Source organism: Cellulosimicrobium composti, assembly GCF_009711085.1.
In the GTDB taxonomy this organism is placed as follows: Bacteria; Actinomycetota; Actinomycetes; order Actinomycetales; family Cellulomonadaceae; genus Cellulosimicrobium; species Cellulosimicrobium composti.
Map to the genome: position 1 here is coordinate 1 of NZ_WMKA01000040.1, position 12733 is coordinate 12733.

Consider the following 12733-nt stretch of genomic DNA (forward strand, 5'->3'; position numbering starts at 1 on the left):
GCGCGTCGCGCCCGCCACCGCACCGCCCGCCGGGGCGTACCCCGCGGCGGCGCCGACGGGCCCGGTCGCCGCGCAGCAGCCCGGGCAGGGCCGCTGGTCGCCCGACGGCGGAGACTCGACCGAGGTGCTCCCCGTCCAGCCGGTCGAGCCCGACCGCAGCGGGTACGCCGCGCGGCCGGGCCTCGCGCCCGACCAGGGGCCGTCGACCGCCGTCCTCCCGGCCTACCAGGAGGAGCAGCCGGGCACGGGGCCGCAGCCGACCGCGCAGCCCGGGTACGGGCAGCAGGGCTACGGCCAGCAGGCCGCTCCCCAGCAGGGCTACGGCCAGCACGGGTACGACCAGCAGGGCGCTCCGCAGCAGGGCTACGCCCCGCAGGGGTACGACGCGTACGCGCCGCAGGGCCACGGCCAGCAGCCCGCTGCCCGGCCGCAGCAGCCGTCCGCAGCGCCGGCGCAGCCCGAGGGGTTCACGGCGGCCCAGGCGCTCGACCCGAGCACGCCGCTCGAGGTGCTCGCGCAGATCGTGCAGGACGCCCCGCACCTGCGCCCGCAGGTCGCGGCCAACCCGTCCACGTACCCGGCCCTGCTGGAGTGGCTCGGGAACCTCGGGGACCCGGCGGTCGACGCCGCGCTGCGCTCGCGCCGCGGCTGAGCCGGACCGCACCCGGCGCCCGGTCGCCCTCCCGCGCGGAGGCGGCCGGGCGCCGTCGCGCCCGGACCGGGACGGCCACGCACCCGAGGCGGACCGCGGCGACGGCACGACGTGCCCGCGGAGCGGACGTCCGCGGCGCACGCGCGGCGGAGGAGTACAGTGGCGTCGTGCACCTGATGCGGCAGCTCCTCCTTCGTTGCCGCGGCGAGGCTCTCTAGCCGGTTCCTCGTCGCGGTGGTTGGTGTGCCGGCTGACACCGATCAGGACGACCCGAAGGACGCCGATGAACGCCTCAGCCCCCACCCGGACGACCCCCGCCGCGGACGTGAACCCGCAGCAGCCGTCCGGGATGCCGATCCACAAGTACCTGCCGTACCACCGGCAGATCGACGTCTCCCTGCCGGACCGCACGTGGCCCGACAAGCGCATCGAGACGGCCCCGCGCTGGTGCGCGGTCGACCTGCGCGACGGCAACCAGGCCCTCATCGAGCCCATGAACGCGGAGCGCAAGCTGCGCATGTTCGAGCTGCTCGTCGAGATGGGCTACAAGGAGATCGAGGTCGGGTTCCCGTCCGCCTCGCAGACCGACTTCGACTTCGTGCGGATGCTCATCGAGGAGGACCGCATCCCCGACGACGTCGTGATCCAGGTCCTCACCCAGTCGCGCGAGCACCTCATCGCCCGGACGTACGAGGCGATCAAGGGCGCCAAGCAGGCGATCGTCCACCTGTACAACTCGACCTCGGTGCTGCAGCGCGAGGTCGTGTTCCGCTCCGACCAGGACGGCATCATCGCGATCGCGGTGGACGGCGCGCGCCTGTGCAAGAAGTTCGAGGAGACGGTCCCGGAGACCACGGTCTACTACGAGTACTCGCCCGAGTCGTACACCGGGACCGAGCTCGAGTTCGCGGCCCGCATCTGCAACGAGGTGCTGGAGGTCTTCGAGCCCCGCCCCGACCGCAAGGTCATCATCAACCTGCCGGCGACGGTCGAGATGGCGACGCCCAACGTGTACGCCGACTCGATCGAGTGGATGAACCGCCACCTCAACCACCGCGAGAACGTCGTGCTGTCGCTGCACCCGCACAACGACCGCGGCACCGCCGTCGCGGCCGCCGAGCTGGGGTACCAGGCGGGGGCCGACCGCATCGAGGGCTGCCTGTTCGGCAACGGCGAGCGCACGGGCAACGTGTGCCTGGTCACGCTGGGCATGAACCTGTTCTCCCAGGGGGTCGACCCGCAGATCGACTTCTCCGACATCGACCACGTGCGGCGCACCGTCGAGTACTGCAACCAGCTCGCCGTGCCGGAGCGCCACCCGTACGCGGGCGACCTCGTGTTCACCGCCTTCTCGGGCTCCCACCAGGACGCCATCAAGAAGGGCTTCGACGCGATGGAGGTGCACGCCGAGGCCGAGGGCAAGAGCGTCGACGACCTCGTCTGGGCCGTCCCGTACCTGCCGATCGACCCGAAGGACGTCGGCCGCTCGTACGAGGCCGTCATCCGCGTGAACTCGCAGTCGGGCAAGGGTGGCATCTCCTACCTGCTGAAGAACGAGCGGCACCTGGACCTGCCGCGTCGCCTGCAGATCGAGTTCAGCCAGGCCGTGCAGCAGCACACGGACGAGCATGGCACCGAGGTCACGGGCGACGACATCTGGCGGATCTTCTCGGACGAGTACCTGCCGGTCGAGCCGGGCTCGGGCCTGGAGCCGTGGGGCCGGCTCAAGCTGCGCGCGACGCGCGCGTCGTCGAGCGAGGAGGGCCCGGACACGCTGAGCGTCGACGTGCTCGACCGCGGCGAGGAGCTGACGCTCGAGGGCACGGGCAACGGCCCGGTCGCCGCGTTCGTCGACGCGATCGCGCAGGTGGGCGTGGACGTCCGCGTGCTCGACTACGCGGAGCACGCGCTGTCCGAGGGCGGCGACGCGACCGCCGCGGCGTACGTCGAGTGCCAGGTCGGCGACGACGTCCTGTGGGGCGTCGGCATCGACCCGTCGATCACGACGGCGTCGCTCAAGGCCATCGTGTCCGCGGTGAACCGCGCGGAGCGCGCGACCGTCTGACGCGAGTCGGAAGGCGGCCCGGACGAGCATCGTCCGGGCCGCTCTTTTGCATGTACCGACGCCGCGTTGGTATGTTTACCGACGCACTGTCGGTAAACCTCGGAAGGTCGTCCATGTTCCTCGCGCTGCGCGAGCTCGGTTTCGCGCGAACCCGCTTCCTCCTCATGGGCGGGGTGGTCGCGCTCGTCGCGATCCTCGTCGTCCTGCTCTCCGGCCTCTCCGCCGGACTCGTCAACGACGGGGTCTCCGGCCTCAAGCGCACGCCCGTCACCGACTTCGCGTTCGCCGAGGGCACCGGCACGGACGCCGCGTTCACGCGCTCCGTGATCGACGTCGACCAGGTCGACACGATGGCCGAGCAGCCCGGTGTCGTCGACGCCGCGCCGTACGGGCTCCTCCTGGCCAACGCCCACCGCGAGGACGACTCCCCGGTCGACCTCACGCTCGTCGGCGTCGAGCCCGGGTCGTTCGTCGCGCCCACCGAGCTCGCCGAGGGCGACGCCGTCGGCGCGGCCGACGGGATCGTCATCTCGGAGACCGCCGCCGAGGACGGGCTGGCCGTCGGTGACACCGTCACGCTCGACCGTCCGGAGCGCACGCTCACCGTCGTGGGCGTGCTCGACGGGCAGCACACGTTCGGGCACGTCGACGTCGCCTACCTCCCGCTCAGCACGTGGCAGGAGCTCATCGCCGGTGCCGACGGCCCCGGTGACGAGGTCCCCGCCGTCGCGACCGCCGTCGCGTTGCGCACCGACGACGCGTTCGACCGGACCGCCGCCGACGCCGCGGCGGGCACCGTGACCCGCACCCTCTCCGAGTCGTTCGGCGCCTCGCCCGGCTACACGGCCGAGACCGCGACGCTCCTGCTGATCCAGGTCTTCCTCTACGCGATCTCCGCGCTCGTCGTGGGCGCCTTCTTCACCGTGTGGACGATCCAGCGCCGCCACGAGATCGCGGTCATGCGCGCCATGGGCGCGCGGCGCCGCTTCCTCCTCGCCGACAGCCTCGGCCAGGCCGCGGTGCTCCTCCTCGGGTCGATCGCCGTCGGCTTCGGCCTCGGCATCGCCGCGGGCGCGGGCCTGTCCGCCTCGCCGATGCCGTTCGCGCTCCAGGCCGCCGACCTCGTGCTGGCCGGAGCCCTGCTGTTCGTGCTCGGGATGGCCGGGGCCGCCGTCGCCGTCGCGCGCGTCACCTCCGTCGACCCCCTGACCGCCCTGGGAGGGCAGCGATGAGCACCACGACCACCGACACCCCGGTCCTCGAGATCGACCGGGTGACCCTGCGGCACGGCGACGGCGACTCCACGGTCGTCGCGCTCGACGAGGTGAGCCTGAGCGTGGCCCCGGGCGAGCTCGTCGCGGTCGTCGGGCCGTCCGGCTCCGGCAAGTCGAGCCTGCTCGCGGTCGCGGGTGCGCTCACCGCGCCCGAGTCCGGCACGGTGCGCCTCGAGGGCGTCGACCTCGGCGCGGCCGACGAGCGTGAGCGCGCGCGGCTGCGGCGCGAGCGCATCGGCTTCGTCTTCCAGTCCGGGAACCTCCTGCCGGCCCTCACGTGCGTGGACCAGCTGCGCCTCGCGCTGCGGATCGCGGGCATCGCCGAGAGCGACCCGCGGGCGCGCGACCCGCGCGCGCTGCTCGACTCCGTGTCCATGACGCACCGTGCCGACCGCCGCCCGAGCGAGCTGTCGGGCGGCGAGCGCCAGCGCGTAGGCATCGCCCGCGCGCTCGTGGCGGGCCCCGCGCTGCTCCTCGTCGACGAGCCCACGGCGGCCCTCGACCGGGCGCGCAGCCACGAGGTCGTCGAGCTCCTCGCGCGCGAGGTCGAGTCGTACGGCGCGGGCGCGATCATGGTCACCCACGACCACGACGTGCTCGAGCACTGCCACCGCGTGGTGGAGATGGTCGACGGCCGCCTCGGCGTCCCCGCCGCGACGGCCTGACCGGCGGACCCGGCGGGCCCGGTCCGAGGAGCCTCCTTCCTCGGGCATGATGGACCCGCCGGGTCGCCGCGAGGAGGAGAAGACGTGCCCAAGATCGACGCACCGACGGTCGCGGAGCACCGCGCCGCGCAGCTGCGAGCCCTGCTCGACGCCGCGCGCGAGCTGATCGGCGCCGAGGGCGGGACGTTCACGCTCGCCGCCGTCGCGGCGCGCGCGGGACTCGCGCGGTCGAGCGTCTACCAGTACTTCCGGTCGCGCGAGGAGCTCGTCGACGCCGTGGTCGCCGACGTCGTCCCGCGCTGGTCGGCCCGCATCACGGCCGCGGTGGCGGGGGCGGCCTCGCCCAGCGACGCGGTCGTCGCCTACGCGCGCGAGAACCTGCTCCTCGTCGAGGAGGGCGAGCACGCGGTCGTCGCGGCCCTGCGCACCGAGGCGGGGCGCGAGGTGCTCGCGCAGCAGAGCGCGGAGATGCACGCGACGATCCTCGTGCCGCTCGCCGCGGCGCTCACCGACCTCGGCGTGCCCGACGCGACCCGCGCGGCAGAGCTGGTCAACGCCGTCGTCCTCGCCGCGGCGCGCCAGGTCGAGGCGGGGGAGGACGCCGAGACGGTGCTGGACCGCGTGCGAGCCGTCCTCGGGTGCGTGCCGCCCGCCTGACGCGCCGCCACGGCGTGCACGCGCTGTCGGCGGCGTGACGGACAATGGGGGAGTGGTCCTCTACCGAGACGACGCGATCGTCCTGCGCGCCCAGAAGCTGGGCGAGGCGGACCGCATCGTCACCCTCCTCACGCGCGAGCACGGCAAGGTGCGCGCCGTGGGCAAGGGCGTGCGCCGCACGTCGTCGCGCTTCGGGGCGCGGCTCGAGCCGTTCATGGTGGTCGACGTCCAGCTCTACGCAGGCCGCTCGCTCGACACGGTGACGCAGGCGGAGACCATCGGCCCGTACGCGCGGCGGATCTGCGAGGACTACGCCCTCTACACGGCGGGCGCGGCGATGCTGGAGACCGCGGAGCGCCTCGTCGCCGACGAGCGCGAGCCCGCGGTCCAGCAGTACTGGCTGCTCGCGGGCGCGCTGCGGGCCCTGTCCGAGCACGCGCACGCACCCGGCCTCGTGCTCGACTCCTACCTCCTGCGCGCGCTCGCCGTCGCGGGCTGGGCGCCGTCGTTCGTCGACTGCGCCCGCTGCGGCGAGCCCGGGCCGCACCACGCGTTCGCCGTCGCGCAGGGCGGCGCGGTGTGCTCGCGCTGCCGCCCGCCCGGGTCGACGGCGCCCGCCCCCCAGACCTTCGCCCTCCTCGCCGCGCTGCTCGCGGGGGAGTGGGCGACCGCCGACGCGTCGGACGCGCGGCACCGCAAGGAAGCGAGCGGCCTCGTGGCCGCGTACAGCCAATACCACCTGGAGAGAACGTTGCGATCACTGCGCATGGTCGAGCGGGACGCGCCCGCGGCCCCGCTCGCGGGTCCCGCCGGTGCCGGAGCGGACCGCCCGCTCCCGGGCAGCGGGGCGGACGCCTGATGGCGCGGCGCACGTACCAGCCGCCGTTCCCGCACCCGAGCGGTGCGCGACCGCCGGCGATCCCGGCGCAGTTCGTGCCGAACCACGTCGCGGTCGTCATGGACGGCAACGGGCGCTGGGCCAACGCGCGGGGGCTGCCGCGCACGGCGGGCCACGAGGCGGGCGAGGCGGCGCTGCTCGACGTCGTCGCGGGCGCGATCGAGATCGGCGTCAAGCACGTCTCGGCGTACGCGTTCTCCACGGAGAACTGGAAGCGCTCGCCCGACGAGGTCCGGTTCCTCATGGGCTTCAACCGCGACGTCATCCGGCGCCGGCGCGACGAGATGGACTCGTGGGGCGTGCGCGTGCGGTGGGCGGGGCGCCGTCCGCGCCTGTGGGCGTCGGTGGTCAAGGAGCTCGAGATCGCCGAGGAGCAGACCAAGCACAACGACGTCTGCACGCTGACGATGTGCGTCAACTACGGCGGGCGTGCCGAGATCGCCGACGCCGCGGCCGCGATCGCGCGCGAGGCCGCCGCGGGGCGCCTGGACCCGCGCAAGGTGACCGAGCGGACCGTCCAGAAGTACCTCGACGAGCCCGACCTGCCGGACGTCGACCTGTTCCTGCGCAGCTCGGGCGAGCAGCGCACGTCGAACTTCATGCTGTGGCAGGCCGCCTACGCGGAGCTGGTGTTCCTCCCGGAGCCCTGGCCCGAGGTCGACCGACGGTCGCTGTGGCGCGCCGTCGAGGAGTACGCGCGCCGCGACCGCCGGTACGGCGGCGCCGTGGACGCCGTCGGGGGCGCCGGCTGACCTGCGCGGCCGTGTCCGGGACGGTGGGCGTGGGCGGGCGCCGGTAGCGTGCGCCGCATGGCTCTGAGCATCGGCATGGTGACCGTCGACTCCGCCGACCCGCGGCCCCTCGCCGAGTGGTGGGCGCGCCGGCTCGGCGGGACGGTCGTGGACGAGTCCGACGGCTCGTTCCTCGAGGTCGTGCCCGCGCCGGGGTCGTCGGCGCCGGTCCTGGGGTTCCAGCGGGTCGAGGACCCGACGCCCGGCAAGAACCGGCTGCACCTCGACCTCGCCACGACCGACCGCGACGCGGACGTCGCCGCGCTCGTCGCCCAGGGTGCGACGTTCGTCGCGGAGCACACGATGCCGGGTTACCGCTGGGCCGTGCTGGCCGACCCGCAGGGCAACCAGTTCTGCGTGGGGGCAGCCGACGCGGCGGCGACCGCGCTGACCTGAGCCGCGCCGGTCACGCGGACGCGGCAGGGCACCGTCAGGCCACGTCGCGCGGGGAGTCCTCCGCGCGGGTCGCGGCGACGCCGTCCGCGCGCCGGGCGCCGCGCCGTCGCACCGTGACGACGACGAGCCCGACGAGCGCGCCCACGAGGAGCACGAGAGCGGCGACGCCCCAGGGCGAGCCCGTCGCGGACGCGAGGGCCGCGGACCAGACGGCCCAGCCGACCGTCGCGTAGATCGTCGCGTGGATCGCGCACCCGACGACCATCGCGGTGAGGTACCGGCCGAACGGCATGCGGACCACGCCGGCGGCCGCGTTGACGACCGTCTTCGTACCGGTCGCGAGGAACGACGCGGGCACGGCCAGCACGCCCCAGCGGCGGACCGTCTCGATCCCGCGCGCGGCCGAGCGCCCCGAGAGCCACGCGTGGACGCGCGCGACCCACGGCTTCACGGGCCGGGTGCGGTCGAGCGTCCACGTCGTGACCAGGCGCGCGACCCAGTACGTCGCCTGCGTGCGGACGAACGCGACCGCGAAGAAGAAGGCGAAGAGCGCGGCGAACGGGGCGCCGTCCAGCGCGTCGGGCACCGCTCAGTCCTGCGCGGAGGCGGCGTCGGCGCACCCCGCGCACGTGCCGAACAGCTCGATCGTGTGCTGGATGTCGACGAACCCGTGGGACGTGCCCACCTGGTTGGCCCACGCCTCGACGGTCGGGCCGTCGATCTCGACCGTCCGGCCGCAGACGCGGCACACGAGGTGGTGGTGGTGCTCGCGCCGCTCGCACCGCCGGTAGAGGTTCTCGCCCTCCTCGGTGCGCAGCACGTCGACGTCCCCGCCGTCCGCGAGGCTCTGGAGCGTGCGGTAGACGGTCGCGAGGCCGACGTTGTCGCCGCGGCGGCGCAGGATCTCGTGGAGCTGCTGGGCGCTGCGGAAGTCGTCGAGGTCCTCCAGCGCGTCCGAGACGGCGGCGCGCTGGCGGGTCATGCGCTGCACGAGTCACCTCCGGTGGTGCGGTTCGCCCCCGAGGGTACGAGGTCGAGCTCGAGGTCGTCGGGGATGTCCGGGTGCGGGTCGCGGGCGACGCGCGGGCGGCGCCGGACCCACAGGGGACGCAGGACGGCGACGACGAGGTACGTCGCGATCGCGAGGACCACGATCGCCGCGCCCGGCGAGACGTTGTTCCAGTACGTGAAGGACAGCCCGAGGACGCACACGGCCACGCCGACGACGGACGCGACGAGCATGGTGCGCCGGAACGAGCGCGTGACGAGCTGGGCGACCGCGACGGGCACGATCATCAGGGCGCTGACGAGCAGCAGCCCCACGACGCGCATCGACACGGTCACCGTGAGCGCGGCGACGACCGCGACCGCGACGTTCAGCGTGCGCACGGGCAGGCCGGACGCGCGCGCGAACTCCTCGTCGTGGCTCACCGAGAACAGCGCCGCGCGCAGGCCCAGGCCGACGAGGAGGATCACGACGCTCAGCACGACCGTGAGCGCGAGGTCGGCGGGCGTGACGGTGGAGATCGACCCGAAGAGGTACTGCATGAGGCTCCCCGACGACCCGCCCCCGAGGCCGATGAGCAGCACGCCGCCGGCGATGCCGCCGTAGAACAGGAGCGCGAGCGCGAGGTCGCCGCTCGTGCGGCCGCGCTCGCGCACGACCTCGATCGCCACGGCGCCGAGGACGGCCGCGACGACGGCGCCCGGGATCGCGAGCGCGTCGTCGGGCACGACGCCCGTCGCGGCGCCGACGAGCCACCCGAGCGCGACGCCGGTGAGCGCGACGTGCCCGATGCCGTCGCCGAGCAGCGAGAGCTTGCGCTGCACGAGGTAGGTGCCCACGACGGGCGCGCTGACGCCGACGAGCAGCGCGGCGAGCAGGGCACGCTGCATGAGCGGGTCGGTGAGCATGAGGGGGAGCTCGGAGAGCACGGTGGTCATGAGGCCGTCCTGGGTGCGTGGCCCGCGGTGAGGTCGGGGTTGAGGGTGTCGGCGAGGCCCGTCTCCGGACCCGGGTTGTCGCCGTCCGCGGGCTCGTGCGGGTGCAGGTGCTGGTGCGTCGCGCCCGCGTGGGTGGACGACGCGCGGGGCGGGGCGCCGTCGTGCACGACGCGCCCGTGGCGCAGCACGACCGCGCGCTCGACGAGCGGCGCGAGCGCACCGAGCTCGTGGAGCACCACGAGGACGGTGAGGCCGTCGTCCACGAGCCGGGTCATCGTCGCGGCGAACGCCTCCTGGCTCGGCTTGTCGACGCCCGCGACGGGCTCGTCGAGCACGAGGAGGTCGGGCCGCCGGACCAGGGCGCGCGCGATGAGCACGCGCTGCTGCTGGCCGCCGGACAGCTCCGCGATGGAGTCGTCGGCGCGGTCGGCGAGACCCACGAGGTCGAGCGCCTCCGTCGTGCGCGCGCGCCACCCGCGCGGGAGCCGGAGGCGGCCGCCGCCGAGGAGTCCCGACGCGACGACCTCGGCCGCGGTGGACGGCATGCCCGACGGCGCGCTCACACGCTGGGGGACGTAGCCGAGGCGCTGCCAGGGCAGGCGCGGCCCGAGCGGCGTGCCGAACAGGTCGACGGAGCCGCGCGAGAGCGGGACGATCCCGACGAGCGCGCGGACGAGCGTCGACTTGCCCGAGCCGTTCGCGCCGAGGAGCGAGACGACCTCGCCCGCACGGACCGACAGGTCGATCCCGCGCAGGATCTCGCTCCCGCCGAGGGTCACGTGGACGTCGCGTGCTGCGACGAGCTCCGGTGCGTCGCTCATGCGCAGACGAGCCCGTCCGTGAGCGCCTCGAGGTTGGACTCCATCACCTCACGGTAGTCCGTCGCCCCCTCCGCGAGGCTTTCCAGCGGGTCGAGCAGCGCGGTCCCGACGCCGAGGTCGTCGGCGAGCGTCCGGGTCACCTTCTGGCTGACGAGGGTCTCGAAGAAGAGCGTCGTCACGCCGTTCTCGCGGACGACCTCACCCACCTCGCGCAGGCGCGCGGGCGAGGGCTCGGCCTCGGGGTCGATGCCAGAGATGCCGACCTGGCGCAGGTCGTAGCGCTCCGCGAGGTAGCCGAACGCCTCGTGCGACGTCACGAGCGTCGCGCCGGCGCACGGCGCGAGCGCCTCGGCGAGCTCCGCGTCCAGGGCGTCGAGGTCCGCGGTGAGCGCGGCCGCCCCGGCGGCGTAGTCGTCCGCGTGCTCGGGGTCGACGGCGGCGAGCTCGGCCGCGACCGCGTCGCCCACCGCGGCGAGGCGCGTCGGGTCGAGCCAGAAGTGCGGGTCGGTCGGGCCGTGGTCGTGGCCGTCGTCCGCGTGCTCGGCGTGCTCCTCGGCGCTCTCGCCGGCGTGCGCGCCGGCGTCCTCGCCCGGGTGCTCCTCGAGCCCGGCGGACTCCGCGGCGTCGACGACGTGCTCCGGCGCGCGCTGCTCGATGCCCTCGTCGACCGCGGGCTGGAAGCCCGAGAGGTAGACGACGAGGTCGGCGTCGCCGATCCTGCGCACCTGCGCGGGGGCGAGCTCGAGGTCGTGGGGCTCCGCCGCGGGCGGCGTGAGGTTGGAGACGGCGACGTGCTCGCCGCCGACCTGCTCGACGACGTACTGGAGCGGGTAGAAGGACGCGAGCACCTGGAGCCGCCCGTCGTCACCGCCTCCGCCGCCGCCGGGGGAGCATGACGCGACGAGCGCGGCGCAGGCGAGGGCGGCAGAGGCGATCAGGGCGCGGCGGGGCCGTGCGGGGGAGCGGTGCATGGACCCAGTCTCCGCCTTCTTGAGAATGGATGTCAAAACCGTTTCCGGGTGACGTCGCCCACGGCCGGGTACGCTGGTCGGTCGGCGCCCGTGCGGGCGTCGCCCACCCGACCAGCCCCCACGAGCCACGTGCGGGGCCGTGAGCACCAGGAGTGATGTCCGTGGCCGCAGCGCCCTCGCCCACCGCCCGTCTCGACGCCGTCGTCTCCCTCGCCAAGCGGCGCGGGTTCGTCTTCCCCTCGGGCGAGATCTACGGCGGAACCCGCTCCGCGTGGGACTACGGGCCGCTCGGCACCGAGCTCAAGGAGAACATCAAGAAGCAGTGGTGGCGCGCGATGGTCACGAGCCGTGACGACGTCGTCGGCCTCGACTCGTCCGTGATCCTCCCGCGCCAGGTGTGGGTCGCCTCCGGCCACGTCGGCGTCTTCACCGACCCGCTCACGGAGTGCCTGCACTGCCACAAGCGGTTCCGCGAGGACCAGATGATCGAGGAGTTCGAGGAGAAGAAGGGCCGCGCGCCCGAGGGCGGCCTCGCCGAGATCGTGTGCCCCAACTGCGGCACGCGCGGGCAGTGGACCGAGCCCCGCGACTTCAACATGATGCTCAAGACGTACCTCGGCCCGGTCGAGGACGAGTCCGGGCTGCACTACCTGCGCCCCGAGACCGCGCAGGGCATCTTCGTGAACTTCGCCAACGTCATGGGCGCGAGCCGCAAGAAGCCGCCGTTCGGCATCGGCCAGATCGGCAAGTCGTTCCGCAACGAGATCACGCCGGGCAACTTCATCTTCCGCACGCGCGAGTTCGAGCAGATGGAGATGGAGTTCTTCGTCGAGCCCGGCACGGACGCCGAGTGGCACCAGTACTGGATCGACACCCGCACCGACTGGTATGTGGACCTCGGCATCTCGCGCGACAACCTGCGCCTGTACGAGCACCCGCAGGAGAAGCTGTCGCACTACTCCACGCGCACGGTGGACATCGAGTACCGCTTCGGCTTCTCGGGCTCGGAGTGGGGCGAGCTCGAGGGCATCGCGAACCGCACCGACTTCGACCTCAAGACCCACGCGGAGCACTCCGGCAAGGACCTGTCGTACTTCGACCAGACGAAGAACGAGCGCTGGGTGCCCTACGTCATCGAGCCGGCGGCGGGCCTCACGCGCTCGCTCATGGCCTTCCTCGTCGAGGCGTACACCGAGGACGAGGCGCCGAACGCGAAGGGCGGCGTGGACAAGCGCACCGTCCTGCGCCTCGACCACCGCCTCGCGCCGGTCAAGGCCGCCGTGCTCCCGCTCAGCCGCAACGAGCAGCTCTCGCCCAAGGCGAAGGACCTCGCGGCCGAGCTCCGCAGGTACTGGAACGTCGACTTCGACGACGCCGGCGCGATCGGCCGCCGCTACCGCCGGCAGGACGAGATCGGCACGCCGTTCTGCATCACGGTCGACTTCGACACGCTCGACGACCAGGCCGTGACGATCCGCCACCGCGACTCGATGAGCCAGGAGCGCGTCGCGCTCGACAAGGTCACCGAGTACCTCGCCGGCCACCTGCTCGGCGCCTGACGCGCAGCGCGCGGCCGCGCGCGGGCCGGGCCGGGCGCAC

14 protein-coding genes are annotated in these 12733 nt (G+C 74.0%); 9 read left to right on the forward strand and 5 right to left on the reverse strand.

Features of this window, described 5'->3' with window-relative positions:
• From GJV82_RS19510 to GJV82_RS14680, 8 genes are all read left to right on the forward strand, one after another.
• Positions 1 to 652 (forward strand): variant leucine-rich repeat-containing protein (locus GJV82_RS19510; RefSeq protein WP_225873377.1); only part of this gene is annotated, 652 nt, incomplete at its 5' end.
• 283 nt (positions 653 to 935) lie between these two features.
• Positions 936 to 2717, forward strand: a complete 1782-nt coding sequence (gene leuA, locus GJV82_RS14650) for a 2-isopropylmalate synthase (RefSeq protein WP_155099739.1) — start codon at positions 936 to 938, stop codon at positions 2715 to 2717.
• Positions 2718 to 2830: 113 nt separating this feature from the next.
• Entirely contained in the window at positions 2831 to 3949 is a 1119-nt protein-coding gene (locus GJV82_RS14655) for an ABC transporter permease (RefSeq protein ID WP_024840851.1), read from the forward strand.
• Entirely contained in the window at positions 3946 to 4656 is a 711-nt protein-coding gene (locus GJV82_RS14660; RefSeq protein WP_024840852.1) for an ABC transporter ATP-binding protein, read from the forward strand. Before GJV82_RS14655 ends, GJV82_RS14660 begins: the two co-directional genes overlap by 4 nt.
• An 84-nt stretch (positions 4657 to 4740) precedes the next feature.
• Entirely contained in the window at positions 4741 to 5313 is a 573-nt protein-coding gene (locus GJV82_RS14665) for a TetR family transcriptional regulator (protein WP_318657681.1), read from the forward strand.
• A gap of 52 nt (positions 5314 to 5365) precedes the next feature.
• Entirely contained in the window at positions 5366 to 6172 is an 807-nt protein-coding gene (gene recO, locus GJV82_RS14670; protein ID WP_318657682.1) for a DNA repair protein RecO, read from the forward strand.
• The gene (locus GJV82_RS14675; protein ID WP_115942768.1) at positions 6172 to 6963 is read left to right on the forward strand and encodes an isoprenyl transferase; all 792 of its coding nucleotides are present in this window, start codon (positions 6172 to 6174) and stop codon (positions 6961 to 6963) included. Before recO ends, GJV82_RS14675 begins: the two co-directional genes overlap by 1 nt.
• A gap of 57 nt (positions 6964 to 7020) precedes the next feature.
• Complete coding sequence (locus GJV82_RS14680) at positions 7021 to 7398, forward strand: VOC family protein (RefSeq protein WP_155099740.1); 378 nt, start codon at positions 7021 to 7023, stop codon at positions 7396 to 7398.
• A 34-nt stretch (positions 7399 to 7432) separates the two neighbouring features.
• Here GJV82_RS14680 and GJV82_RS14685 read toward each other — a convergent pair whose 3' ends face one another.
• From GJV82_RS14685 to GJV82_RS14705, 5 genes are read right to left on the reverse strand one after another with little or no spacing between them, the layout of a single operon-like run.
• Positions 7433 to 7984, reverse strand: coding sequence for a DedA family protein (locus tag GJV82_RS14685; RefSeq protein WP_318657683.1), 552 nt, complete (start codon positions 7982 to 7984; stop codon positions 7433 to 7435).
• Positions 7985 to 7987: 3 nt separating this feature from the next.
• Positions 7988 to 8380 (reverse strand): Fur family transcriptional regulator, encoded by a 393-nt coding sequence (locus GJV82_RS14690; protein ID WP_034604503.1) that lies wholly within the window; start codon positions 8378 to 8380, stop codon positions 7988 to 7990.
• Positions 8377 to 9342: a metal ABC transporter permease gene (locus GJV82_RS14695; RefSeq protein ID WP_155099741.1), complete on the reverse strand. Its 966-nt coding sequence runs from the start codon at positions 9340 to 9342 to the stop codon at positions 8377 to 8379. The genes GJV82_RS14690 and GJV82_RS14695 overlap by 4 nt, the downstream gene beginning before the upstream one ends.
• Positions 9339 to 10163 carry a metal ABC transporter ATP-binding protein gene (locus tag GJV82_RS14700; protein WP_155099742.1) on the reverse strand — a complete coding sequence of 275 codons (825 nt, stop codon included), beginning with the start codon at positions 10161 to 10163 and terminating at the stop codon, positions 9339 to 9341. Before GJV82_RS14700 ends, GJV82_RS14695 begins: the two co-directional genes overlap by 4 nt.
• A complete protein-coding gene (locus tag GJV82_RS14705) occupies positions 10160 to 11134 on the reverse strand; it encodes a metal ABC transporter substrate-binding protein (RefSeq protein WP_155099743.1) in 975 nt (324 codons plus the stop codon). The genes GJV82_RS14700 and GJV82_RS14705 overlap by 4 nt, the downstream gene beginning before the upstream one ends.
• Before the next feature lie 155 nt (positions 11135 to 11289).
• On the opposite strand from GJV82_RS14705, the gene GJV82_RS14710 reads away from it, so the two are divergent.
• Positions 11290 to 12693 (forward strand): glycine--tRNA ligase, encoded by a 1404-nt coding sequence (locus GJV82_RS14710; RefSeq protein ID WP_034604426.1) that lies wholly within the window; start codon positions 11290 to 11292, stop codon positions 12691 to 12693.
• Positions 12694 to 12733: the final 40 nt, after the last annotated feature.